Source organism: Arcobacter arenosus (assembly GCF_005771535.1).
Classification (GTDB): domain Bacteria; phylum Campylobacterota; class Campylobacteria; order Campylobacterales; family Arcobacteraceae; genus Halarcobacter; species Halarcobacter arenosus.
Genome location: NZ_VANU01000003.1, coordinates 295,908 through 321,560, shown reverse-complemented (window position 1 = coordinate 321,560; position 25,653 = coordinate 295,908). Strand labels below are relative to the sequence as shown.

Annotated in this window: 23 protein-coding genes; all 23 read left to right on the top strand. The window is 25.3% G+C overall.

The window, feature by feature from the left end:
- The first annotated feature begins 19 nt into the window (after positions 1 to 19).
- The 23 genes from FDK22_RS08715 (at position 20) to FDK22_RS08605 (ending at position 25,643) form a co-directional block, all read left to right on the top strand.
- Complete coding sequence (locus FDK22_RS08715) at positions 20 to 2,086, top strand: glycosyltransferase family protein (RefSeq protein WP_138152527.1); 2,067 nt, start codon at positions 20 to 22, stop codon at positions 2,084 to 2,086.
- Complete coding sequence (locus FDK22_RS08710; protein ID WP_138152526.1) at positions 2,086 to 3,054, top strand: radical SAM/SPASM domain-containing protein; 969 nt, start codon at positions 2,086 to 2,088, stop codon at positions 3,052 to 3,054. Before FDK22_RS08715 ends, FDK22_RS08710 begins: the two co-directional genes overlap by 1 nt.
- 2 nt (positions 3,055 to 3,056) lie before the next feature.
- Complete coding sequence (locus FDK22_RS08705; protein WP_138152525.1) at positions 3,057 to 4,892, top strand: carbamoyltransferase C-terminal domain-containing protein; 1,836 nt, start codon at positions 3,057 to 3,059, stop codon at positions 4,890 to 4,892.
- A 3-nt stretch (positions 4,893 to 4,895) separates the two neighbouring features.
- On the top strand, positions 4,896 to 6,209 hold the full coding sequence (locus tag FDK22_RS08700; protein ID WP_138152524.1) for a hypothetical protein: 1,314 nt from the start codon (positions 4,896 to 4,898) through the stop codon (positions 6,207 to 6,209).
- Entirely contained in the window at positions 6,206 to 7,021 is an 816-nt protein-coding gene (locus FDK22_RS08695) for a phytanoyl-CoA dioxygenase family protein (protein ID WP_138152523.1), read from the top strand. Before FDK22_RS08700 ends, FDK22_RS08695 begins: the two co-directional genes overlap by 4 nt.
- A gap of 5 nt (positions 7,022 to 7,026) precedes the next feature.
- A complete protein-coding gene (neuB, locus tag FDK22_RS08690; protein WP_138152522.1) occupies positions 7,027 to 8,073 on the top strand; it encodes an N-acetylneuraminate synthase in 1,047 nt (348 codons plus the stop codon).
- The gene (locus FDK22_RS08685) at positions 8,070 to 8,684 is read left to right on the top strand and encodes an acetyltransferase (RefSeq protein ID WP_138152521.1); all 615 of its coding nucleotides are present in this window, start codon (positions 8,070 to 8,072) and stop codon (positions 8,682 to 8,684) included. The genes neuB and FDK22_RS08685 overlap by 4 nt, the downstream gene beginning before the upstream one ends.
- The gene (locus FDK22_RS08680; RefSeq protein ID WP_138152520.1) at positions 8,681 to 9,535 is read left to right on the top strand and encodes a TIM barrel protein; all 855 of its coding nucleotides are present in this window, start codon (positions 8,681 to 8,683) and stop codon (positions 9,533 to 9,535) included. The genes FDK22_RS08685 and FDK22_RS08680 overlap by 4 nt, the downstream gene beginning before the upstream one ends.
- On the top strand, positions 9,528 to 10,940 hold the full coding sequence (locus FDK22_RS08675; RefSeq protein ID WP_138152519.1) for an aminotransferase class I/II-fold pyridoxal phosphate-dependent enzyme: 1,413 nt from the start codon (positions 9,528 to 9,530) through the stop codon (positions 10,938 to 10,940). Before FDK22_RS08680 ends, FDK22_RS08675 begins: the two co-directional genes overlap by 8 nt.
- Positions 10,941 to 10,947: 7 nt before the next feature.
- Positions 10,948 to 11,649 carry an acylneuraminate cytidylyltransferase family protein gene (locus FDK22_RS08670; protein WP_228711680.1) on the top strand — a complete coding sequence of 234 codons (702 nt, stop codon included), beginning with the start codon at positions 10,948 to 10,950 and terminating at the stop codon, positions 11,647 to 11,649.
- Positions 11,646 to 12,215: an imidazole glycerol phosphate synthase subunit HisH gene (gene hisH / locus FDK22_RS08665; RefSeq protein WP_138152517.1), complete on the top strand. Its 570-nt coding sequence runs from the start codon at positions 11,646 to 11,648 to the stop codon at positions 12,213 to 12,215. The genes FDK22_RS08670 and hisH overlap by 4 nt, the downstream gene beginning before the upstream one ends.
- Positions 12,212 to 12,988, top strand: a complete 777-nt coding sequence (locus tag FDK22_RS08660; RefSeq protein ID WP_138152516.1) for a HisA/HisF-related TIM barrel protein — start codon at positions 12,212 to 12,214, stop codon at positions 12,986 to 12,988. The genes hisH and FDK22_RS08660 overlap by 4 nt, the downstream gene beginning before the upstream one ends.
- Positions 12,981 to 13,988, top strand: a complete 1,008-nt coding sequence (locus FDK22_RS08655) for an N-acetyl sugar amidotransferase (protein WP_171012953.1) — start codon at positions 12,981 to 12,983, stop codon at positions 13,986 to 13,988. Before FDK22_RS08660 ends, FDK22_RS08655 begins: the two co-directional genes overlap by 8 nt.
- A complete protein-coding gene (locus tag FDK22_RS08650) occupies positions 13,985 to 14,713 on the top strand; it encodes a methyltransferase domain-containing protein (RefSeq protein ID WP_138152514.1) in 729 nt (242 codons plus the stop codon). The genes FDK22_RS08655 and FDK22_RS08650 overlap by 4 nt, the downstream gene beginning before the upstream one ends.
- Entirely contained in the window at positions 14,706 to 15,680 is a 975-nt protein-coding gene (locus FDK22_RS08645) for a Gfo/Idh/MocA family oxidoreductase (RefSeq protein ID WP_212744996.1), read from the top strand. The genes FDK22_RS08650 and FDK22_RS08645 overlap by 8 nt, the downstream gene beginning before the upstream one ends.
- On the top strand, positions 15,673 to 16,380 hold the full coding sequence (locus FDK22_RS08640; RefSeq protein ID WP_171012952.1) for a formyltransferase family protein: 708 nt from the start codon (positions 15,673 to 15,675) through the stop codon (positions 16,378 to 16,380). Before FDK22_RS08645 ends, FDK22_RS08640 begins: the two co-directional genes overlap by 8 nt.
- 3 nt (positions 16,381 to 16,383) lie before the next feature.
- Positions 16,384 to 17,523, top strand: coding sequence for a glycosyltransferase (locus tag FDK22_RS08635; RefSeq protein ID WP_138152512.1), 1,140 nt, complete (start codon positions 16,384 to 16,386; stop codon positions 17,521 to 17,523).
- Position 17,524: 1 nt separating this feature from the next.
- Complete coding sequence (locus tag FDK22_RS08630; RefSeq protein ID WP_138152511.1) at positions 17,525 to 18,508, top strand: radical SAM/SPASM domain-containing protein; 984 nt, start codon at positions 17,525 to 17,527, stop codon at positions 18,506 to 18,508.
- Positions 18,505 to 19,593 carry a DegT/DnrJ/EryC1/StrS family aminotransferase gene (locus FDK22_RS08625; protein ID WP_138152510.1) on the top strand — a complete coding sequence of 363 codons (1,089 nt, stop codon included), beginning with the start codon at positions 18,505 to 18,507 and terminating at the stop codon, positions 19,591 to 19,593. The genes FDK22_RS08630 and FDK22_RS08625 overlap by 4 nt, the downstream gene beginning before the upstream one ends.
- Positions 19,593 to 21,344 carry an asparagine synthase (glutamine-hydrolyzing) gene (asnB, locus tag FDK22_RS08620; RefSeq protein WP_138152509.1) on the top strand — a complete coding sequence of 584 codons (1,752 nt, stop codon included), beginning with the start codon at positions 19,593 to 19,595 and terminating at the stop codon, positions 21,342 to 21,344. Before FDK22_RS08625 ends, asnB begins: the two co-directional genes overlap by 1 nt.
- Positions 21,344 to 22,423 carry a DUF354 domain-containing protein gene (locus FDK22_RS08615; RefSeq protein ID WP_228711678.1) on the top strand — a complete coding sequence of 360 codons (1,080 nt, stop codon included), beginning with the start codon at positions 21,344 to 21,346 and terminating at the stop codon, positions 22,421 to 22,423. The genes asnB and FDK22_RS08615 overlap by 1 nt, the downstream gene beginning before the upstream one ends.
- A 158-nt stretch (positions 22,424 to 22,581) precedes the next feature.
- Positions 22,582 to 23,631, top strand: a complete 1,050-nt coding sequence (gene pseI / locus FDK22_RS08610; RefSeq protein WP_228711676.1) for a pseudaminic acid synthase — start codon at positions 22,582 to 22,584, stop codon at positions 23,629 to 23,631.
- Between the two features lie 53 nt (positions 23,632 to 23,684).
- Positions 23,685 to 25,643 carry a motility associated factor glycosyltransferase family protein gene (locus tag FDK22_RS08605; RefSeq protein ID WP_138152507.1) on the top strand — a complete coding sequence of 653 codons (1,959 nt, stop codon included), beginning with the start codon at positions 23,685 to 23,687 and terminating at the stop codon, positions 25,641 to 25,643.
- Positions 25,644 to 25,653: the final 10 nt, after the last annotated feature.

Below are 25,653 nucleotides of genomic sequence, written 5' to 3'. Positions count from 1 at the left end.
AAAAAGGATTAGTATAGTTATGAACTATCCAGAGTTAAAAACTGAATTAGAAGAGTTTATTAAAAGAGATTTTATAAATGAATATATAAAAAAATTTTCAAATTGTATAAAAACTATATCTAACTTTTATGAATTTAAACAATGTATAATATTATTTATAATTATAGAAAGAGAATACAAAAAACATATAGAAGCTAGATATAATAAAGAATATTTGGGATTAGTCTATGATCTCCAAAAAAAATATATACAACTTGCAAGTAATATCTCAGGTAATCTCAAACCAATGGGGGATACTATCTATTTACATGAAATAATATCACAAATACCAAATATAGAACCAGATAATAAATTTATAAATATAATACTACAACAGTTAAAAGATCAATATGGAAAATTAGATTATTGTTCGGATATACAGATAATTGTAAGCGATATAATAATGTTAGGTGAAATATTAACTCTTGATAGTAATTCTTTAAAAAATTATCTTCAAAGGCTATTTATACTTCAGATTCATAAAATGACAAATCTTGAATACAATACTTTTTTAAGACAATTTTTTAATAATAATGAAATTAAATTGGATTTTATATTAAAATGTTTGGATGAGTTACTTAGTAAAGAAAAGTACTTTTCTTTAAAAAATATAGAAAGAAGATCTTTATTTAATTGGTACCTTCATTTTATATCAAATATTTCTGAATATCATAATCATAGTAGTTGGATAGTATTATACCCTAAATTGAAAAACTTACTTTTTTGGCATCTTGAAAATAATCAGACAGATGAAGCTATGTATTTAGAGTTTTTCATTTGGCATGTGATGGGAAATCTTTTTCAAACACAAAATGAGATAAAAAAATTTAATGAAGAGATAACATATCCAGCTTCTTTATATTATAAAAAAGAAGATCTTTTAAAAAATAAAGAAACTCATAATAAAAAAACAAAGATTGCCCTTGTAAAAGATCGTATTGCAATGACTTCTGTTACAAACGTAGAAATTTCACTTTTAAAAACACTATTAGAAAATGAAAAATTCAAGGCTAATTATGAAATTAGTATATATTCATGTGATTATTTTGAAAAAAGCCAAGATGATTCAGAAGCAATAAAGCTTTTTGAAAATCTTGGAATAAAAGTTTATAATCCAAATAGTGATACTTTAGAAACATTTGGTTTCTATGGAAATCATTATAAAAAAGCTATAAAATTAAGAGAATCTATCATCAATCACAACACAGATATTATGATTGTTGGAACAAATAATTTCCCTTTAGTGAATTTTTTATTTGTAAATAGAACTGCACATAAGCAGATATATTGGAGTCATGGAAATTATGTATATAATGTAAAGGGGATTGATTTAAGGATTCATCATGGATCAATAGATTTTAAAAAAGAGATTATAGAAGGCTTTGAATTCTTAAGATTTCAGGTCCCTCACACTAAAGAACAACTTAATCCTAATATTAGCATTAATGCTGTTAAAGAAATAAGATCTAAATTCCCTGATAATTCGATTATTTTGGGAACTATTGGAAGACTTATAAAACTTGATAGTCAAGATTATTTAGAAGTGATATGTAAAGTTATGAAGAATAATCCTAATATAATTTATCTAGCATGTGGAAGTGGTAATAAACAACCAATAGTAGATAAAATAAAGAATATAGATAGCACTTTAGTAAATAGATTTTATTTTCCGGGTCATGTAGATGCTCATATATATGCACAGATTATTGATATAATGCCAGATACTTTTCCTTTACGGCAAGGAGTATCAAAAGTAGAATATGCAGCAAAAGGAAAACCTATAGTTACCATTGTCGATGATCCAGAGTCCAAAAGACATTTTACTGGTATATTTGAAGAATATAAAACTATAATTTCAGATGCAATTGGTTTAAAAAATTACCCTATTGATAATTACAAAAAATTTAGTTGTTATCTTAGTGCTTTAATAACAGATGATGAAGTATATAAAAAAGCATGTAATTTTCATAAGAATGTTGTAGAAAAATGCTACATAAATACTATTAAAGATAGTTTTATAGATATATTAAAAGTTAGTATAAGATAATGAGATATTTAAAAGATGAGTATATACCAAAAAGTTTAGTTATTGATATTACAACTGCATGTAGTGCCAAATGCCATTTTTGTGCTAGAGAGATGATGAATGGTTCTAGAAAAAATAGTTTTATGGAGTTTTCTCTTTTTAAGAGTATTTTAGATGATGCAAAAAAACTAGGGGTGAAAGATATCAGTTTATATCAAACAGGAGAAGCAACTTTACATCCTGAACTTGATAGCCTAGTAAAATATGGAAAAGATAATGGATTTATTATAACTTTATCAACTAATGGTTCTGATGTTGATAAATATATCGAAACTCTCTTGATGGTAGACTATGTAAGATTTTCAATAGATGGATGGGATAAAAAAAGCTTTGAATTGTTTAGATATCCTTTGAAATATGAAAAAATAAAAAGAAATTTGAAACTACTTAGAGATGCAAAAAATAATAGCAATTCTAAAATGGAGATTGGAATAAACAATATTTTTTCAGTTAAGTCAGACTTTAATTTATTTTTAGAAAACTGGGCTGAGTTAATTGATTATTTAGAGGTTAGTCCTTTATATCCTTCTTCTTATTTTAATGGCATAGAATTTATTCCTTCTTATGATGAGAGGCTAAAAGAACATTACTTTAATTTTGAGTATATATCTAATGAGAAAAAGTGGTGTCATTTTCCTTTTTATACTCCGGTTATATCTTATGATGGAAAAATGTCATTATGTTGTCAAGATTTTTCTTCAGAGTTTAACTTATCTAATGTAACTGATGGTTTATATAAAGTTTTTAATTCACCTCAAATTAATAAAATCAGAAAAGAATTTATTGATATGACATACGAAACTTGTAATAAGTGCCATAGATTTTTACGATTAAAAGAAGAGGATAAATCCTTTATCAAATCTCAGATTACAACTGCTATTAGTAATAATGATATCGCTAAAAAAATCAAAATAGATATTAAGGTATAAAAGTGAAGTTATATATTGGGATGAAATTTTTTGGACATGATACAAATGTTGTGGTAATTTGTCCAGAGAAAAATTATATATTTGCTATTTCTACTGAAAGAGTAACTAGATATAAACATGACACTATTTATCCAATTAAAATTTTGGAAAATATATTTGAATATACGAAACTTGAAAAATCTTTAATTAAAAATATAGTTTTTTGTTTAGCAGAAAAAGATTATGCTAAAAAGTTAAATTTTTCTAATTGGTATGAGTATGAAACAGCTTTAAGAGAGTTTTATAATTTAAAATACAAAGGTGAATTAGTACGAAAACATAATTCTTTTAAATTATTATCTCTTGATGAGCAAGAGTTGATTTATAATCAAAGTTATGCGGGTAAAAAACTATTTGAGATAAAAAAATCACAACAAAAAAATGCAGTAACTATTTCTGAAGAAGTTTCAAAATATATTAATAAGATTTTTGATTTATCATTAAATGAAATTGAGTATTTTGATCATCATAAATCTCATGCTCTTGGTAGTTTTGTTTTATCTCCCTATGAACATGCAATTGCAATAACATTTGATGGTGCAGGGGATGGGTATTTCAGTAAAGTATTTTTATGCTCTAAGGATAAATTTGAATATAAAGTTGGTTCTAAAAGAAAAAACTTTTATCTTGATGATATTGATTGCGGAAATTCTCTTGGAAATATTTATGAGTATTTTACATTAAAATTAGGTTTTCATAGATTTAGTGAAGAGGGAAAAGTTGAAGCATTAGCTGCATATGGGAATTTTGATAATGAAATTTTTTATAAACTAAAGGAATGTTTGCTTTTTGATAGGAGCAATTTAACTCTAGATATTGATCAAAAATTGTTATATAAATATTTTAATAAGCTAGCTTTTGATGATTATTTAATAAAATTTTCGAAAGTAGATATTGCAGCAGCTGTTCAAAAATTTTTGGAAATATCGATTGTGAATTATATATCTTCTATTGTAAAAAAATATAAAATCAAAAATATTGTTTTATCGGGAGGAGTATTTGCAAATGTAATTGTAAACATGAGAATATTTGAAGAAGTTACAAATAATATATATATAATTCCAGCAATGTCTGATGATGGATTAGGTTTGGGTTCTATTTGTTTAAAATTGTTAGAAGAGACTAAATTAGAAGAAAATATTTCATGGATTCGTAAATATAATACTCAATATTTAGGAACAAGTTATTCAAAAGAGGAAATAATATCAGTTTTAAAAAATACTGCTAATATTTTTTATAAAGACTTGGGTAAAGATTGGATGAAAAAAACTGCTGAATATATACATAATGATGAAGTAGGTGCTATTTTTCATGGAAAAATGGAATGGGGTCCTAGAGCACTAGGAAATAGATCAATTTTAGGTAATCCTTTAAACAAAAATAGTATTAATAAATTAAATGTAGAAGTTAAAAATAGGCCTTTTTATCAACCTTTTTGTCCTAGTATAATGATAGATGAAAGGGAAAGATTATTTGAAAATTCTTATATAAATAAAGATATGACATGTGCATTTATAATGAAAGAGGAATTTATAGATAAAATTCCTTGTGCAGTTCACATAGATAATACTGCTCGTGTTCAATTTGTAACTCATGAAAGTAACCCAAACTACTATAAAATATTGAGTGAATTTAAAAATTTAACAGGTTATGGTGTTTTGTTAAATACTTCATTTAATAAACATGGAAGAACAATTATTGAATCTCCTCAAGATGCAATAGATGATTTTTTAGATACAGGTTTAAATTTTTTAATGATTGAAGGTATTGAAGTTCGTAAGTTAAAGAGTGAAAATTAGTTAATGACTTATCAAGAAATTATAGAAATAGAAAAAAAATATCCTATAAATTCAATTAGAGTAAATAATATTTCTATTTGGATGATAGTTAGAAATATCTTATTTAATATTGTAAAGACTTCTGAAATTAGAAAAAATATAGAGTACAAAGATGAAAAGCTTGTAGTTGAAAAAAAATTTGAAATATTAAATTTAGAAAATAATAAAAATAAAAATCTTATGTTTACATCTTCTATAAATAGAAGGCTATATAATAATAAATATCTTGATCCTATTCTTGATCCTATTGCAGATTATTTGGGACAAAATTCATCTATTTTTTTAGAAGATTTACAAGAATTTACTTTATATTCAAAAAATGTTTTTGATTATAATACTCTACTAAAAAGTAAAATTGATAGTGAATTGTTTGATTTTAAAATAGAGAATGAAGAACTGCTCCTGAAAATTTTTAAAATATTAGGTATAAAATTTGATTATAAAAATAAATTGCAAAATTTTTTCAAGTATTATTTCTCAATAAAAAAGATATTAAACGAATTACAACCTAAAACTATATTTATAGATGGTTATATAGGAAAGTTAAATATTATCTTAGCTGCAAGAGAGTTAAATATCCCTATCATTGAAGTGCAACATGGATCGGTTATTGGTCATTTTGCTTATGATACAAACTTTGAAATTGAATCTCTTTTTCAGCCAAATTATTTTTTAGTATTTAGCCAATTAGATAAAGAGTATTTATCTAATAAAAGTATGTATGAAAATAAAAATATTTTTATTCAAGGGAATTATCATTTAGATTTTTTAAATAAAAAAATAGAAAAAATAGAAGCTTTTAGAACTTTAAAAAAAACTTTTTCAAAAATAGTATCCATATCAAGTCAAGATACTGTTGAATTAAAATTAATTGAGTTTATTAAAGATGTAGCTAAAATAAATACAAGAATCTTATTTATTTTAATCCCTAGAACGAATAAAGAGAAAATAGAGTATACAAGAAATTTTTATACAATGCCTGAATTTAATTGCTATGAAATTTTGTTAAATAGTGATATTCATACAACTGTTTATTCTACTTGTGCTTATGAATCTTTAGTGTTTGGAAAACCAACGATACTTATTAATATTGAAAATTATTCAACAATGTATTATGATTATTTTAAAAAATTGGATTATTTAAAAATAGTTAATAATAAAGAGAATTATACTTTGCTAATAAATAAAAAAAATATAGGTACCAAAAAATTATCATTTGTAAATTATAAAGAAAGTTTAGAAAAAAACATCAATTATATATTTAAGGAATTTAGATGAAAAATTATAAAAAAGATTTATCTGAACATGGTTATATAATTCTAGAAAATTTTTTTAGTAGTGAAGAGATTGATACTTTTAATAATATAGCAATAGAATATTTTTCAGATGAAAGAAATAAGTTCTTTTATCATAATTGTGGAAAAGTAATTACAAATTTTTTTGAGTATGTTCCTGAACTTAGAGTAGTATTGAATAAAAAGCTTGTAGAGTATTTAAAAGGTATAATTGGAGATATAAAGTATATCTATCATAATGATTTATCATATAATATGTTTAATAATTGGCATAGAGATTTGTCTTCGGATTATATTGATGGTTTTGAAGATGAAAAAATATTTAATTTGGCAAAAATTTATAAGGTTGGAATCTACCTTCAAAATCATGACTTAAATGAGTATGGTTTAAGTGTAGTGCCTGGCTCTCATAAAGAGTTTGATGAAAAACTATTTAAAAAACCTATAAATATAAAATCAAATAAAGGTGATGTTATAATTTTTGATCAAAGATTAAAACATAAGGGTTATTATTTAGATGAAGATGACAAAAATGTCTGTAGAGAAATAGAGAAAAAAAGCTCAAATATTGGCAAAGATAAATTTGAATATTTCAAAGAAAAAAGAGAAAAAGAGAAATCTACAAAATTAGCAATATTTTTTGGATTTGCTTTAGAAAATAATATTTCTAAAGAGTTTGCTAGAAAAACAATACAAAGACAGAATAGACAGTTAAATATGAATAATTATATAATGTCTAATAGCTTAAATAGTTATTTAGAGTCTATTAATTTTGATAAATTAGATATTGAGTAAAGTATATGAAATTTAATAAAAATATAAAAATAGGGAATAAAGAGATTTTAAAGGAATCTGCTAGTTTTATAATCGCTGAAGCAGGGGTAAACCATGGTGGGGATATTAATATTGCAAAACGATTAATAGATTTAGCAAGTGAGGCAGAAGCAGATGCTGTGAAATTTCAAACTTTTAAAAGTGAACACTTGATTTTAGATTCGGTAAGAAAAGCTCCTTATCAAGAAAAAACAACTAATTCTAATGAGTCTCAAATAGAGATGTTAAAAAAGCTTGAAGTGACAAAGGAACAAAACTTAGAGTTAAAAAATTATAGTGAAAAAAAAGGTATAATCTTTTTAACTACACCTTTTGATGAATTAAGCTTGGATGAACTTGATGAACTTAATTTACCTGCATATAAAATAGCTTCAACGGATATAACTAATCTACCTTTTCTAAAAAAAGTAGCTTTAAAAAATAAACCTATATTTTTATCAACAGGTATGAGTTTTTTAAGTGAAGTTAAAATGGCTTTAGAAACTATATATAAATATAATAAAGATGTTGTTCTTATGCAATGTACAGCAAATTATCCAATTGAAGATAGTGAAGCAAATTTAGAAGTTTTGAATACTTTTAAAAATAACTTTGATATATTGTTAGGGTATAGTGACCATACTCAAGGGTTAGGTGCGGCAGCTTTTGCAATTCCTATGGGAGCTAAGGTAGTTGAGAAACACTTTACTTTGAATAAAGCATTAGAAGGGCCTGATCATAAAGCTTCATTGTCTCCTGATGAGTTAAAAGAGTTTGTTAGATTAGTTAGAAAAGTTGATTCATTTATGGGAAGTGATATTAAAAAACCAACCTTGAGTGAGACTAAAACAAGGGCTTCTTTACAAAAATGTCTTGTAGCTAAATTGGAAATAAAGAAAGGAGAACTCTTTACTGAAAATAATATTATTGCAAAAAGAACAGGAGGAGTTGGTATTTCTCCAATTTATTTTAATGAAATAGTTGGGAAAAAGGCTAAAGAAGATTTTGTAAAAGATGAGATTATTAGTTTATGAGTAAAATTGCGATTATAGGTGCAGGAGGGCATACTCGATCTTTATTAAATCTTTTAAAAAATAAATTTCAATCCTCTAAATTAAGAATTTATGATGAAAATTTTAGTTATGAAGAAAATGAACTAATTGAGGGTGTAAAAGTAACTGGTTCACTTTCTGCCATTAGTGACGAAGAGAAAATTCTTTTATCTATAGGGGATAATATTTTAAGGGAAAAGTACTTTAATCAATTTAATAAAAAGATTATTAGAGAGAATCTTTTTCATAAAACAAGCTATATAGAAAAAAGTGTCACATTAGGAAGTTCAAATCAAATATTTGCAAATGCTTATATAAATTCTTCTTCTCAAATTGGAGATAATAATATTATTAATACATCAGCAATATTAGAACATGAAGTTAAAATTGGAAATCATAACCATATCTCAGTAGGAGCCAAACTATGCGGTAGAGTATGCATAGAAGATAGATGTTTTATTGGAGCTAATGCTACAATTATTGATAAAATAAATATTTGTAGTGATGTTATTATTGGTGCAGGTAGTGTGGTTATAAAAAATATTACTAAGGCAGGAACTTATGTTGGAAATCCTGCAAGGAGAGTAAATTGATTTATATCTCTTCTTCTTGCGTAAAGCATAAAAAAATAAAAGATTCTATTCAAGAATTAGTAGATAATGGATTTAAAAATATTGAACTTTCCGGTGGTACAGAATATTATGATGGTTTTGATGAGGATTTATTAGAGTTAAAAAATAAATATGACTTAAATTATTTATGTCATAACTATTTTCCTCCTCCTAAAGAGCACTTTGTAGTAAACTTAGCATCTTTAAATGATGAAATTTTTAATAAAAGTTTAGAGCATTTAATAAATTCATTAACTTTGAGTAATAAATTATCCTCTTCAAAGTTTGGGTTTCATGCTGGTTTTTTTATAGATATTAGCATAAATCATATAGGTAAGAAACTTTCAAAAGAAGATATTTTTGATAAAAAGAAATCAATAAAAAGATTTTGTGAAGGTTTTAATATATTACAAAAAGAGTTTACTCATATTGAATTATATTTAGAAAACAATGTTTTCTCTTCGTTAAATCTTGAAACATATGAAGAAATTAATCCATTTATGCTAACTAATTATAAAGAGTTTGAAGAATTAAAAGAATTTATAAATTTTAAACTTCTTTTGGATATCGCTCATTTAAAAGTGAGCTGCCAAACTTTAGGTTTAGTTTTTGAAAGTGAGTTGTCAAATATGATTAAACAGACAAATTATTTACATTTAAGTGATAATGATGGCTTACAAGATTTAAATCTTTCTATAGAAAAAGAATCAGAATTAATAAATATTTTAAAAAAAAATGATTTGACAAATAAAGATATAACACTTGAAATTTACAGTGGATTAAATGATATTAAAAATAGTATTGAGGTTCTACAAAAGGTTTATAATGATTAAAAAAATGTTATCTAATGTTGATGCAAGTTTACTTGACGTTATGAAAGTTATTAATGATAATGCTATGGGGATATCTTTTATTGTTGATGATACAAATAGATTATGTGGTGTGGTTACTGATGGAGATATAAGAAGAGCATTATTAAAGGATATTCTATTAAGTGAAAAAATATTTTCAATTTTAAAAGATGATTTCACCTATGGAAAAATTAACGAGTCACATAAAAGTTTAATTAGTAAAATATCAGATAGGGTTAAGATAATTCCTTTGGTAAATGATAAAATGGAAGTAGTTGATTATTTTGAATATAGGCAAAATATAAATTTCCCAATTGCAATACCAAATTTAAATGGAAATGAATTTAAGTATCTTATTGATGCTTTTTTAAGTAGCTGGATTTCAAGTAGTGGCGAATATATTACAAAATTCGAAGAGGGATTTTCTTCTTATGTTGACAGCTCTTTTGGTGTTGCTGTATCTAATGGAACGGTTGCACTTCATTTGGCTTTAGTGACCTTAGATGTTAAGGAAGGAGATGAAGTGATAATCCCAGATTTAACATTTTCAGCAACTATAAATGCTGTACTTCATTCAAAAGCAACTCCTGTAATTGTTGATGTAGAAGAGGAAAGTTGGTGTATTGACCCAGTAGAGATTAGAAAAGCAATTACTCCAAGAACTAAGGCAATTATTCCTGTACATTTGTATGGACAAGTGTGTAATATGGATGAAATCATGAATATAGCTAAAGAGTATAATCTGAAAGTTATAGAAGATTGTGCCCAAGCTCATGGTTCGAAATATGATAATAAAAAAGTAGGGAGTTTTGGGGATATAGGATGTTTCTCTTTTTTTGGTAATAAAATTATAACTACTGGTGAAGGTGGAATGTGTGTTACCCAAAGTAAAATTCTTGATGAAAAAATGAGAATATTAAGAGATCATGGAATGAATAAAAAAAGACGATACTGGAATGATGTAGTTGGGTTTAATTATCGATTAACAAATTTACAAGCATCAATAGGATTTGCTCAATTAGAAAGAATAGACGAGATTCATGAAAATAGAAGAAAATATGAAATAACATATAAGAAAGTACTTACAAAAAGTAATTTCAAATTTCAAGTAGATTTAGAAAAAAGAGAAAGGGTTACTTGGTTGGTTAGTGCTTTAGTTTCTGAAGAAACAAATAGGGATGAATTTATTTCAAAATTAAAAGATAATGGAATTGACGCGAGACCATTTTTTTATCCTTTAAGTGATATGGAAATTTATAAAGAATATTGTAATTCTTCAACACCTATTTCCCATGCCCTTTCAAAAAGAGGTTTAAATTTACCTACTTATGAAAGCTTAAAAAGTAAAGATGAAATTGAAGAAGTCTTAAAAAATGTATCAAAATAAGAAAATTTTGGCAATAATTCCTGCAAGAAGTGGGAGTAAAAGAGTTAAAAATAAGAATATATTAGAGTTAAATGGAAAGCCTTTGATTTCTTGGAGTATTGAAGCAGCTAGTAAAAGTAGATATGTTGATGAAGTTATGGTTAGTACAGATGATGAAAAAATAAAATTGATATCTCAAAAATTTGGTGCTAAAACTCCATTCTTACGACCAAAAGAGATATCTAGAGATAACACAACTAAAGATGAAGTGATAAAGCATACATTAGAATTTTATAAAAACAATCTTCTTATGGAATTTGAATATTTAATTTATTTACAACCAACTTCTCCCTTAAGAAATGAAATCCATATTGATAATGCAATAGAATTTTTGTTTAATAAAAATGCAGAAGCAGTTGTATCTGTTTGTGAAGTTGAACACCCAATACAATGGACTGGTATTCTTCCTCCTTCAAAAGATATGTCTCTTTTCCTTCAAAATATTCCTACAAATAGTAAAAGTCAAGATTTAGAAAAATATTATAGACTTAATGGCGCAATTTATATTTGTAAAGTAGAGAGTTTTAGTAAAGTAGATAGTGTATTTTTAAATAATAATATTTTTGCTTTTGAAATGGATAAAGATGTATCCATTGATATTGATACCGAAATAGATTTTAAATATGCAGAGTTTTTGTTTTCATATATAAATGAGAAAGAGCATAGATGACTATTGGAATTATAGATACTAAAGCTAATAATTTAAATTCTTTATTTAATGCCTTAAATTCAATTAATGCATCAGTTAAAATAGTAAAAGAGTATGATGAATTAGAAAAGTGTGATAAATTAATCTTACCTGGAATTGGTAGTTTTGATTCTGCAATGAAGATTTTGAAACCAATTGTTCAAGATTTAAAAAAAATAGTATTAGAAGATAAAAAACCAATTTTAGGAATTTGTTTAGGAATGCAACTTTTTAGTGTTAGTAGTGAAGAAGGTACTCTTAAAGGTTTAGGTTTTATTAATGCTAAAGTAAAAAAAATAAATTCAGATGAGATATATAAAGTTCCACATATTGGTTTTAATTATGTAAATGAAAAAAAATATTACTTCTCTCACTCATATTTCCTAGAGGTTAAAGAAGAAAATTGTGAGATAGATTATGTTATTTATAATATGAAAATTCCAGCAATTATTAAAAAAGAGAATATTTTAGCTTGTCAATTTCATCCAGAAATTAGTGGAGACCTTGGTTTAGATTTTTTAAAATATTTTGTAGAGGAGTTTAAATGATTCCTTTACGAATTTCTCCTGTGATTTTATTGAGTGAAAATAAAGTAATTAAAACAAAACAATTTAAGTTTGATAGATACATTGGGGACCCAATTAATAGTATTAAAATATTTAATCAAAAAAATGTAGATGAACTTATTATTTTAGATAAAAGCGCAATTAATAAAAATATGATAAATTTCCAACTACTAAAAGACATGGTTGATGAATTTACTAGACCCATATCATATGGAGGGAATATCTCAAATATTGAGGATGCATTTAAACTGATAAATTTGGGTATAGAAAAATTAATTATAGGTAGAAATTCATTTGATTATGATTTTATATCAAAGTTGATTAATTTATTTGGGTCGCAAAGTGTTTCTGTATGTTTGGATATAGTTAATGTTAATAATGAATATTTTTTATTTGATTATAAAAATAACTTAGTAAAAAATGAAAATTTACAAAAACATATTAAAGTTTTGATAAATTTAGGTATTGGTGAGATAGTTATAAATTCAGTAAATCATGATGGAATGATGATGGGTTACGATACTGAACTTTTATCAAAATTTAAAGAGCTAAATTGTGAATTAATTGCTCTAGGAGGAATGGGAAGCTTAGATGATATTGTTGAAGTAATTAACAATACAAATATTAAAGCATTTGCTATAGGTTCTTATTTTTTATACTTAACTAAATTAAAGAGTGTTTTATTACAATATTTGAGTTTGGAAGATAGAGAATATATAATCAAAAAAATAAACAATGGACATAACTATGTTTAGAGAGTATCAAGTTTGTTCTAAATGTGTTATGGATACAAGTGATCCATCTATTGAATTTGATGAAAATGGTATTTGTTCACATTGTCACTGGTATGAACAAAGAGGAATTAAACAAAAATCATTTGCAGATTTAATCTCTAAAGTTGAAGATATAAAATTAAATCAGAAAAATAGTAATTATGATGTTATATTAGGACTTAGTGGAGGTGTTGATAGCTCTTTTTTACTTTATTATTGTGTAGTGAAGCTAAACTTAAGACCTTTGGTAGTTCATTGTGATAATGGATGGAATAGTGAGGCAGCTATTCATAATATTGAGCTTCTTGTAAAAAAACTGAATCTTGATTTATACACTTACATAATTGATTGGGAAGAGTTTAGGGAGTTACAAAGGGCATTTTTTTATTCAGATAATATTGATTTAGAAATGGTTACGGATCATGCAATGAATGCAATACAACAAATAGTATGTGAAAAATTCAAGATTAAATACTCAGTTAGTGGACAAAATTATCAAAGTGAGTCAATTCTTCCAAGAGATTGGGTTCATGATAAAATGGATTTTAGTTTAATTCAAAAGACAGCATTTAATTATGGAATTAATGATTTTAAAACATATCCTTACATCAATAAAAAACTTATTGATATTGAGTTTATTTCTCCTTTGAATCATATAGATTATAATAAAGAAGATGCAAAAAAAATATTAAATAAGTTTTGTGATTGGAAAGAGTATGGGGGAAAACACTCTGAATCAATTTTTACAAAATTTTATCAAAACTATATTTTGCCAACAAAATATAATATTGATAAAAGAAGAGCACATTTATCTTCTATGATAAAAGCAAAACAAATTACAAGAAATGAAGCTTTGCAAATTTTAGAAAAACCAATATATGATGAAGTTGAATTAATTAATGATAAGAAATATGTTTTAAAAAAATTAAGATTAGATGAAAAATGGTTTAATGAATATATTAAAAAGGAGTATGATTCATGAGATGTCAAATATGTAAGGAAGAAACTGAATTTGAAGAATATGATACGGCTAAACATAAATGGTATGTTTGTAAATATTGTACAAATGCCTTTAGTCTTCCTAAAAAAGATGTAAGTTATACTCAAGAATTTTATGATTATTTTATTAACTTTGGACATATTAAAAAACAATCTTATGTTTTCCAAAACTTTATGTTAGAGATGGAAGATATTTTTGAAGTAGATGGATTTAATTTTCAAGATAAGAAGATTTTAGATATAAGTGGTGGGAATGGTCATTTTGTAAAGAAATTTGAAAAATTTGGTGCACGAGCATATTTAACAGAAATTAATGAAACAGTTGTAAAATACGCTAGAAATAGATTAAAGATACCTGCAATTGTATTTGATTTAAATGATAAAAGAAATAAGCTTTTCGAAGAAGAGTTTGATGTGATTTTATTAAGAAGTTGTATTATGTTCTGTGAAGATTTGTCTTTATTACTTAAAAATTTAATTAGTAGATGTCATGATAAAACTCTTGTAGTATTTTACGATTGTATTCCTCCATTGATAAAAAAAATGTATCAGTTTGAAAATGATGATTATATTTATCGATTTTTTTATGATAAAGAATATCTTTATAAAAGTTTTGAAGAAAATGGTTTTGACGTTATACAGCATGATTATAGAAATGCTTTAGACAAAAGTGTACATTATGTATTAAAAGTAAAAAAAAATGGATGAGGTTTTTGTGAAAAAGTTTGCATTAATAGGAGTTGCAGGATATATTGCACCAAGACATTTAAAGGCTATAAAAGATACAAATAATTATTTAGATGTCGCTTTAGATAAACATGATAGTGTAGGTATTTTAGATAGCTTTTTCCCAAATTGCGCTTTTTTTACAGAGTTTGAAAGATTTGATAGATATGTTGATAAGTTTCGAAATACTAAAGATAAAATTGATTATATTTCAATTTGTTCTCCTAACTATTTACATGATTCTCATATTAGATTTGCATTAAGAAGTAATACCCATGCAATTTGTGAAAAACCTTTAGTTTTAAATCCCAATAATGTATATAAACTTATGGATATAGAAAAAGAGTATAATAAAGATGTTAATACAATTTTACAGCTTAGACTACATCCTACTATTCAAGATTTGAAGAAAAAGGTACAAGCTAAATTAAAAGAAAACCCTTCTAAAATATTTGATATTGATTTAACTTATATTACATCTAGGGGTAAATGGTATTTTTATTCTTGGAAAAATGATTTAATTAAATCAGGTGGAGTTTCTACAAATATAGGTATTCATTTCTTTGATATGTTAATTGATATTTTTGGAGAGGTACAAAATAGTAAAGTTCATATTAAAAAAGAAGATGTTCATTCAGGTTTTTTAGAATTAAAATATGCAAGAGTTAGATGGTTTTTATCTATAAATGAATCTTTTCTACCAACTAATATTAAACAAAAAGGTCAAAGAACTTATAGGAATATCTGTATCGATAGTAAGCAGTTAGAGTTTTCTGATGGTTTTACTGACTTACATACAAAAAGTTATGAAATGATATTAGATAATCAAGGTTTTTCTTTAGAAGACTCATTATCTTCAATTTGTGTAGCTTCAGATATTAGAAATTGTTCTTTATCTAGAATAGAGGGTGATTACCATCCTCTTTGCATGAGGTTTAATGATGTATAAAGTGGTTGTTTTTGGCTATGACTTCCCCCACAAAAAAAGTGAAGATTTTTTACATATATTAAAAAAGTATGGTATTGAAGTTGTAGGATATTTGGCTGCACCAAGTGTAAAGTTACATTTACCTAACAAGATTTATAAAAGAAGTATTTCTAATCCACCAATCTTTCACCCAAAAGAGTTATGTGATTTATATGATATTCCATATTTTGTTGTTACTCATAACAGTAATGAATCATTAACTTTAATAGAAAAACTCAATGCAAATTTAGGAATTATTTCAGGTGCAAGAATTTTAAAAGAGAATATCATTAATAGTTTTAGTCATGGTATAATAAATCTTCATCCTGGAAAAATTCCAGAATCTAGTGGTTTAGATTCTTTATATTGGAGTATACAAAAAAGAATCCCTTTATATATAACTACACATTTTATTGATAAAAGAATTGATGCAGGAGCAATTATAAAAGAGAAATTAGTTGAAATAAATTTAAATGATAGAATTGAAGATATTAAATATAAATGTAATTTAATTGAAAATGAAGAGTTAACTTTTATTTGTGATAAGTATTTAAAAGATAATATGATTATCCCTAAAATAGGTTTGATTGAAAATGTTACTTCAAACCCTCCTATGAATGAAGATGAGCAAAATAAAGCAATAAGTTTATTTGAATCTTGGAAAAATAGATTTGGAAAATAGAGTATGAAATTAATACATATTGTTTATATAGGGGTAAATGGTGGTACAAATATATATCAAAAATATATGAATTATTATAAAGTTTTTGAGAAAAATGGGAATATTAATTATCATTTAATTTTTATTTCTCCTCTTGGATTTAATAATTTTGAAGAGAATAAAAATATTTATTTCTTAAGAGGAACATTTTTAAATCAAAAATTTTCTGCAATGAGAGTTTGGGAGAATATTTATGATGAGTTAGTAAAAAAAGTTTCTCAATTAAATCCTGATTATATTATATTGAGAATGGATTTTGTTTCAAAAAAGATTTTTAATTTTATAAAAAGATTTAAACCTATTTTAGAATATCCAACTCCACCAATTGAAGAAACAACTATAGAAAAACCACTTTATTATAAATTATCTAATCGATATAATTTAGAAGCAATGAAAAGTGTTCCTTTCTCTATTTTATCTTATGATAATGGATATTATGAGGGAAAAATTGATAATATTTATGTTATGAATAATAGTATATTTATTAACAATTATAAAAAAAGGGATTTTAAAAAGTATGATGAGACTCATATCTCTTTTTTACTTATGTCTTCAAAATATGGAAAATATGAATACTCAGGTTATGATAGACTTCTTTTAGGTCTAGAAAACTATTTAAAAGAATCAAAGAAAACCCTTTTTGAACTTTATGTTGGTGGAACTGATATTGAAGGATTTAAAGAGATTTTAGAATATTATGATTTAAAATTTGTAAAAGAGTATGTCAAAATTAACTATTTAGGATTTATTCCAATTATAGAAATTAACAAATATATTAATAAAATTGATTTAGGCATAAATGATTTAGCAGTTCATCGAAAGCAAGGTGGTAAAGTTAATACTTTAAAAACTTTAGATTTTATGGCTTGGGGATTACCTTTTGTCTTAGCCCATGAAGATCATGGAATTGATGGAAAAGAGAATATTAAACAGGCATATTTAATGGAATCATTTGATGATATACCTCTAAATGTAAAAAATATAATTAAATTTTTAAAAAAACAAAATCGAACAAATATTGAATCTCTTCATTTTGAAGCAAGAAAAATATCATTAGATAAAAAATTAGAAGAGTTAGTTGAATACATAAAAATAAGAAGTTAAAATGAAATATCAAATAGAAGATATAAATTATATGGTTTCATTATTTTGTCCAGGAAAGTGTGTTAATTGTAATATTTGGCAGTATGAAAAAAATGAAATCACAAATAATGAAATAGAGATTGAAATCTTTGAAAAAACTATTCAATCAAAATATTTAGAAAAAACAAATTATTTTGATTTAACTGCCGGAGAATCGCAACTTTCACCAAAATATGTTGAGGTAGTAAGAGTTATTTCAAAATATAAAAAAGATGCCTTTCTTCACACAAATATTAGTGGGTGGTATCCTCAAAAACATTATGAGGTTGTAAAAGAATGTTTAAAATATATCAGCTCTAAAAATTTTAGAATAGATATCTCTCTTGATGGTTCAAAAGAGAATTATGAAAAAGTACGATTAGTTAAAAATGGTTATGAAAAAGTAATAGAAACTGTTAATCTTTTGAAGAGTTTGGGAATACAAATCCGTTTAACAATGATTGTTTACAAGGAGAATTATAAAGATATTCCATGGTTAGTTGAATTTGCAAAAGAGTTAGAAATTGGTTATTTTATAGGATATTCTAGAAATGCAGGATTACTTCGAAATAGAGATAAAATATATAGTTATACAAATAATGAGTTAAAAGAGATAGAATCTTTACTTACTAAGGTGAATTGGTTAGATGAAAGACGAAAACCAAATTGGTTATGGGCAAAATCAATTTATAAAAATAGTGTACCTTTTTTTAATTGTTTTATGGGAAGTCGCTCTTTAGTTATTGACCCATATGGAAATGTTTTCCCTTGTAATGAGTGTTTAGAGTTTTTAAAAATGGGTAATCTAAAAGATTTTAATGGAGATTTAGATCTATTATTAGAATCTAAGAAAGCTTTAGATGTTTTGAAAAAAGTAGAAAAAAAAGAGTGTCAACCTTGTTCTATGTTATGTGCTCACAAAATTGAGTTTCCCTGGGGAAAACAAGTAGGAATGATAGGTTCATGAAAATAGATTTTGCTAACCTACAATATCAATATCAACTTTATAAGAAAGAGATAGATAAAGCTATTCAAAATGTTTTAGATAAATCTAATTACATAATGGGTGAAGAGATAAATATTTTAGAAGAAAATCTTGAAGAATTTACTAATGCAAAATATGCAATAGCATGCTCTTCCGGAACGGATGCTCTTCTTTTAGCTTTATTAGCTTTAAATATTAAAGAGGGTGATGAAGTTATAACTACACCTTTTACTTTTATTTCAACTGCTGAAACTATAGCTTTAATTGGTGCAAAACCAGTTTTTGTAGATATTGATGATAAAACTTATAATATAGACCCTAATTTAATAGAAGAAAAAATTACTAATAGAACTAAAGCTATAATTCCTGTAGCTTTATATGGACAACCACCTAAAATTGATGAAATAGTAAATATTGCAAAAAAATACAATCTAAAAGTTGTAATTGATGGAGCACAAAGTTTTGGTGCCACACATAATGGAATAAAAGACAGTTGTTTAGGAGACCTTTCAATCACATCTTTTTTTCCAGCTAAACCCTTAGGTTGTTATGGAGATGGGGGCGCACTTTTTACAAACAATAAAGAATTAGCACAAAAATTAAAGCAACTGAGAGTTCATGGACAAAATAAAAGGTATCATCATAAATATATTGGTATTGGTGGAAGATTAGATACTATACAAGCTGCAATCTTAAATGTTAAGTTAAAATATTTTAATGATGAGCTATTACTCAGGGAAGAAGTTGCTAAAAAATACTTAAAAAAACTTTCATTTAAAGAGAATATTATTCTTCCCTTTGTTGAACATAATTGTACTTCAACATGGGCTCAATTTTCCATTAGAACAGAAAATAGAGATATTTTACAAGCAAGATTAAAAGAAGTAGGAATTCCTACATCTATCCATTATCCAATACCACTTCATTTACAAGTGTGTTTCAATTTTTTAAATTATAAAAAGGGAGATTTTCCAATTAGTGAAAAAATTTCTAAAGAGATAATAAGTTTACCGATGAATCCTTATTTAACTGAGGATGAAATAGATTATATTTGTGAGAAAATATAATGTGTGGTATCTTAGGTACAAATTTTAAATCATCTTTTTTTCTTGATTCTTTAAAACTTTTAAATCATAGAGGTCCAGATAATTTAGGTTTATATGAATATGAGAATTGTCAATTTGGACATACTAGATTAGCTATTATTGATTTAGAAAGTGAAGCTAATCAACCTATGGTTTTTGATGATATTATTATCATTTTTAATGGAGAAATTTATAATTATAAAGAGATAATAAAAGAAGAAAAACTTTTGTGTATAACTAAAAGTGATACAGAAGTTTTAATAAGACTTTATCAAAAATATGGAGAAAACTTTTTAAATAAAATTAATGGAATGTTCTCTTTTTCTATTTATGACATAAAAAAAGGTAGATATTTTTGTGCTCGGGATAGATTTGGGAAAAAACCTTTTTATTATTATTTAAAAAATGATAAGTTTATTTATGCAAGTGAGATAAAGTCTATTTTAAAATTACTTGATTCAACTCCAAATTTAAATCAAAAAGCTTTATCACAATACCTATCATTTTTAACACCTATTGAAGATAATACTTTCTATGAAGATATAAAAAAATTACCAGCAGGGCATTTTTTAATTTTTGATGAAACTAGCTTTAAAATTAAAAAATATTATGATATTGATAATATTAAAAATGTTAAAAGAAATGAAGAGACAGTTTTAAATGATATAGAAGATATTTTAATAAATAGTGTTAATCAAAGGCTAGTTTCAGATGTTGAAGTTGCAACTTTACTTTCAGGTGGAATTGATTCATCTTTAACTTCTGCTCTATATTCAAAGTTTTCAAAAAATAAGATAAATACCTTTTGTATAGGTTATGATGAACATAAACACTATAGTGAAATAGATTATGCAAAAGTCGTATCAAAGCATATTAATTCAAATCATCATGAGTTGATTATTAATAGAAAAGATTATATAGAAACCATTGATAAGATGATTGACTATACTGATGAACCTTTTGGTGATTCAGCGGCTATTCCAACATATCTTTTAAGTGAGTTTATTCATAACCAAGGTATTAAAGTTGCTCTTTCTGGAGAGGGAAGTGATGAGAGCTTTTTAGGTTATGATAATTATTTTACAATGTTGAATTATTATCAAAGTAAAGGTTCAAAAGAGCTGTTTACTTTTACTAAAGAGTGGGAATATAATAACAGAGCTTTTGAAAAAAGACATATTTATCAAACTTATGGAGAAACTTTTAGTGAGAATCAGAAACAAAGAGTTCTTAAAGAATATAAAATTAAAAACCATGTAGAAAATTATATGAAATGTACTTATCCTCCATATAAGTGGCTTACATATATAGATTTTAAGATATGGATTGCAGAAGTATTAATGACAAAATTAGATAGAATGTCAATGGCAAATTCTTTAGAATTAAGAGCACCTTTTTTAGATTACCATCTAGTTGAGTATATGTTAAGTGTAGGTGAAAACCTAAAGAAAGGAAATACAAATAAATATCTTTTAAAGCAAGTAGCATTAAAATATTTACCTAATGAAATAGTACACAGAAGAAAAAAAGGTTTTTCTTCTCCTTTTATTGAGTGGTTATATGAAGAGTATAAAGAAGATATTCTTCACACTATTTTAGAAGTAAATAAAAAATTAAATATTTTTAATGAAGATTTTATAAGATTTTTATTTAATGAATCCAAAGAAAAGAGATTTAAACAGCATATTTGGAATCTTTTTATATTTGCTAAATGGTTTAAAAAGGTGTATTAATGAGAACGAAACAAAAGGCAGAAGGGATTATATGGTTTGATCTCGTCACACCAAAGTCTGTGCTTTTTTTTGAGCCAATAATAAAAGAGATACAAAAACATAAAAATACACTTATTACCACAAGAGGTGGTGAAGGATACAAAGAGACTGTAGAGTTATTAAAACTTTATAATCTGGAATTTGAAAATATTGGAAATTTTGGTGGAAATTGTCTTATATCAAAGTATAAAACATCACTTGATAGACAGTTTAAAATTATTGATTATCTAGCACATCATAATATTGAGAAATTGGTTTGTCTATCTTCCGTAGATGCTTGCCGAGCAGCTTTTGGTTTGGGAATACCTATATATAACTTTTATGATATACCTTTATCTGATTTCAATGAAAATTTTAAAAAGGCTCTTCCTCAAGCTAGACTTACAATACCTTTAGCTGCTAAAATGTTTAAGCCTTTTGTTGTGCCAGATCAAGTTATAAAAAGATTTGGTCTTGATGATGAGCAGATTTTTCAATACGATTTTATAGACCCTCTTATCTGGTTAAAAAAGTTTAATTACAATAAAGAGTATGTTTATAGAATATTAAAAAACTATCCTATGGATTACTCAAAAAAAACAATTGTTATAAGAGAGGAAGAATATAAGTCAAGCTATGTAAATAAAAAGTATCCTTTTTTATATGAATCACTAGAGCAAATACAACAAAAATTAAATGTTAATATCATAATCATACCACGATATGAAAGTAGTTATTTAAAAGATGAATTTCCCTTTGCTATTGTACTTGAAGAAAAAGTAAAAATACAACACTTATTAAAATTTGCAGATTTATTTATAGGTGGCGGAGGTACAATTAATACTGAAGCATGTTTTTTAGGTACGCCAACTATTTCAACTAGAAGCTTTATTTGTCACTATGACAAATATCAAATTGATAATAATATGATGGTATGGGTAAAAAATAAAGATGAATTAATTGCTAAGTCAAAAGAACTGATAGGTCAAGAGATAAATGTGAGTATTTTAAATCAAATGGATATAAGTATTAAAAATATCATTAAAGAGATATTAGAATAAAAAAATTAAATGATAATATATTTAATATAATCTTAATACAAAGTATTATTATTTAGTCTTTATAAGTCCAATTGAATTTGAAAAAAAGTATAATGAAACCCTTAAGTTCAGATAAAAAACTGAATAATTTTAGAAATAATAATTTTAAGGAACCCTTTGTGTGTAAAATAGGTGATTTTGATCTAAACAAAGATGGAATATATATAATTGCAGAATTAAGTGCTAATCATAATGGATGTATTCAAAACGCATTGGACACTATAAAAGCAGCAAAAGAAATAGGGGCAAATGCTATTAAGCTTCAAACATATACAGCGGATACTATGACATTAAAGTGTAAAGAAGATGACTTTATAGTAAAAGGTGGAACTCTTTGGGATGGAAAAAGTTTATATGAATTATATGAATGGGCTTCAACACCATGGGAATGGCATAAGCAATTATTTGATTATGCAAGAAGTTTAGATATTGATATATTTTCAACTCCTTTTGATAAAACGGCAGTGGATTTTTTAGAGCAATTTAATCCTAGTGCATACAAAATAGCATCATTTGAAATATCAGATCATGAACTTATCAAGTATGTAGCTTCGAAAGGCAAACCTATAATAATTAGTACAGGTATAGCTACTATTGATGAGATTCAAGATGCCGTAGATATTTGTAGAAGTGCAGGGAATAATGATATTGTACTTTTAAAATGTACAAGTGCATATCCAGCACCCTTTGAAGATGCAAACTTAGTTATAATACCAAATCTTGCCCAAACATTTAATGTTATATCAGGTTTCTCCGACCATACCTTAGGAACTACTGCCCCTATTGTTGCTACAACATTAGGAGCAAAAGTTATAGAAAAACATTTTATTTTGGATAAATCTATAGGAGGGCCTGATGCTGAATTTTCTTTAGATAAAGAAGAGTTTGCACAGATGATAAAAGTAGTTAGGGATACTGAAAAACTTCTTGGAAAAGTAGACTACAGTATGACCTCTAAAAAGAAAAAATCAAGACAATTTGCTCGAAGTCTTTATATATCTAAAGATATAAAAAAAGGTGAAATGCTTACTTCTGAAAATATTAGAAGTGTAAGACCTGGCTATGGGATGCATCCTAAATATTTGAATGATTTTTTAGGGAAAAAGGTAAATAAAGATTTAAAAAAAGGTACACAAGTTAATTGGACTATTCTTGAAGGGAAAGATTAATTTATTTTGTATATGAGATTACTGTGAACTAGTACAATAAAAGAAGGAAAAGTATGGATTTAGAAAAAAACTATCAAAATAATATGACTTTTTTAAAAGAAGGTTGGCCAGAGGTTTATAATAGTATTATTAAAGCAGATATAAAAGATTATGAACTAAATATTACTCAATTAGGTGAATATAATATAGCTATAAAGGGTAAAAATATTTATCCTGGGAAAGTTGATTTAGCTATACAAGCTCAAGTAAATGCTTTTTTAGATAATCCTCCAATGTTTTTTAAAAAACCTACTTGGAATAAAGATAGTGACAAAGATTATTACCATGATAAATTAATTAAAGGCATTGAACTAAAATCGGAGTATTTAAAAGAAAATAAAGGCTTCGAGAACTATCATCAAAACTTAGAAGGATATTTTCCTTTTTTATTGATGATGGGGATTGGTTCAGGGGCTCATATTCAAAAGTTAATTCAACAATCAAATGGTATTAAAGAAATTATTATTGTAGATGAAAGTTATGAAATGTTAAAAGTTAGTTTTCATCTTTTAGATTGGAGACCTATTTTTATGTATTTTAAACAAAAAAATCATGGTCTTCATTTTTGTATTGGTAGTAATAGTCAAGAAATATCAAGAATTGTACTTAATACTATTTATAAAAACTTTTCTTATCAGTTTTATTTAATCCCTTTTTATACCCATTATAAATCTAAGTTTTTTGATGAATTTAAAGAAAAATTTATAGAAAAAATTGATATAGCTTTCACTGGTCAAGGTTTTTATGATGATGAAATAATAAGTTTAGAACATACTATTAAAAATCTAAATGATGATTTACCTGTTTATAGATATAGTAATAAATTACCTAAAAATTCTACAGCTTTCATAGTTGCCTCAGGTCCATCAATTGATAAAGATATAGAATATATTAAAAAGCATAAAGATAATGTTGTATTAATATCTTGTGGTACTGCATTAAGAGTTTTATATAAAAATGGTATTTCTCCTGATTTTCATATGGAAATTGAAAGACCAACTTTTATGGCTTCTATCATTGAAAATTATGGAACTAAAGAGTACTTGAAAAACATTGATATGATTGGTTTAAATGTTATTGATCCTAAAGTATATAGTATGTTTAAAAGTGCAAAAATTTATTTTAGAGATAATGATGCAGGGTCTTCTATTGTCCCAGAAGATATACCTAAGTTAAATCATTGTAATCCAACTATTGTTAATGGGGCATTATCTTTTTTATCTGATATAGGATTTCAAAATATATTTATGTTTGGTACAGATATGGGATTTAAAGATCCTGAAAGTCATCATTCAAAAGATACAATCTATTATAATACTAAAGAGCATAAAGTAAATACATTAGATTTATTAAAAGAAAAATTTCCTGGTAATTTTGATAAAGAAGAAAAGTTTATGACAACTAATATATTTAATTGGTGTAAACAAAGAGCTGAGAATTGTATTCTTGATTATAAAGTTAAAAGAAAAATTAAAATTAATTATTTTAATTGTAGTGATGGTTTATATATTGATGGAACAACACCATTTAAAGCGGAAAGTATAAAGCTAGATAACAAAATTAACAAAGTTGATATTTTAAAAGGAATAGAAAACAATTTTGATTTTGATTTTGAAAAACTTCATAAAGAAATAGATTCAATATATAAATCAGAAAAAGAAATGTTGATTTCTAATATTAAAGAAATTAAAGAGATAGTTACACAAAAAGAGATTGAAACATTTAAAGAACTTTTTGATTTAATCTCAACTACATATGAAATAGCAAATAATCCTAATTATGAAAACAAAAGTTATTTAACAAGGTCTTTATTAAAAGGGACTATGTATCACTTTTATACAGCTTTATATACCCATGCACTTGCTACATCAGATAAAAATAAAGCAATGAATTTTGTAAATAGTTCTTTATTAAAATTATTAGAATTTTTTGAAGAAGTAGAAAATAGAGTTAAAGATATTAATTTAAAGTAGTGACTTAAGT

Bases quoted from the DNA above. Each gene is read 5' to 3' on its own strand.
- FDK22_RS08635 (WP_138152512.1), top strand. From the start codon at position 16,384: ATGAAATTAATACATATTGTTTATATAGGGGTAAATGGTGGTACAAAT.
- neuB (WP_138152522.1), top strand. From the start codon at position 7,027: ATGAAATTTAATAAAAATATAAAAATAGGGAATAAAGAGATTTTAAAG.
- FDK22_RS08655 (WP_171012953.1), top strand. From the start codon at position 12,981: ATGTTTAGAGAGTATCAAGTTTGTTCTAAATGTGTTATGGATACAAGT.
- hisH (WP_138152517.1), top strand. From the start codon at position 11,646: ATGACTATTGGAATTATAGATACTAAAGCTAATAATTTAAATTCTTTA.
- FDK22_RS08615 (WP_228711678.1), top strand. From the start codon at position 21,344: ATGAGAACGAAACAAAAGGCAGAAGGGATTATATGGTTTGATCTCGTC.
- FDK22_RS08710 (WP_138152526.1), top strand. From the start codon at position 2,086: ATGAGATATTTAAAAGATGAGTATATACCAAAAAGTTTAGTTATTGAT.
- FDK22_RS08660 (WP_138152516.1), top strand. From the start codon at position 12,212: ATGATTCCTTTACGAATTTCTCCTGTGATTTTATTGAGTGAAAATAAA.
- FDK22_RS08715 (WP_138152527.1), top strand. From the start codon at position 20: ATGAACTATCCAGAGTTAAAAACTGAATTAGAAGAGTTTATTAAAAGA.
- FDK22_RS08695 (WP_138152523.1), top strand. From the start codon at position 6,206: ATGAAAAATTATAAAAAAGATTTATCTGAACATGGTTATATAATTCTA.
- asnB (WP_138152509.1), top strand. From the start codon at position 19,593: ATGTGTGGTATCTTAGGTACAAATTTTAAATCATCTTTTTTTCTTGAT.
- FDK22_RS08630 (WP_138152511.1), top strand. From the start codon at position 17,525: ATGAAATATCAAATAGAAGATATAAATTATATGGTTTCATTATTTTGT.
- FDK22_RS08605 (WP_138152507.1), top strand. From the start codon at position 23,685: ATGGATTTAGAAAAAAACTATCAAAATAATATGACTTTTTTAAAAGAA.
- FDK22_RS08645 (WP_212744996.1), top strand. From the start codon at position 14,706: ATGGATGAGGTTTTTGTGAAAAAGTTTGCATTAATAGGAGTTGCAGGA.
- FDK22_RS08625 (WP_138152510.1), top strand. From the start codon at position 18,505: ATGAAAATAGATTTTGCTAACCTACAATATCAATATCAACTTTATAAG.
- FDK22_RS08650 (WP_138152514.1), top strand. From the start codon at position 13,985: ATGAGATGTCAAATATGTAAGGAAGAAACTGAATTTGAAGAATATGAT.
- FDK22_RS08675 (WP_138152519.1), top strand. From the start codon at position 9,528: ATGATTAAAAAAATGTTATCTAATGTTGATGCAAGTTTACTTGACGTT.
- FDK22_RS08700 (WP_138152524.1), top strand. From the start codon at position 4,896: ATGACTTATCAAGAAATTATAGAAATAGAAAAAAAATATCCTATAAAT.
- FDK22_RS08685 (WP_138152521.1), top strand. From the start codon at position 8,070: ATGAGTAAAATTGCGATTATAGGTGCAGGAGGGCATACTCGATCTTTA.
- FDK22_RS08640 (WP_171012952.1), top strand. From the start codon at position 15,673: ATGTATAAAGTGGTTGTTTTTGGCTATGACTTCCCCCACAAAAAAAGT.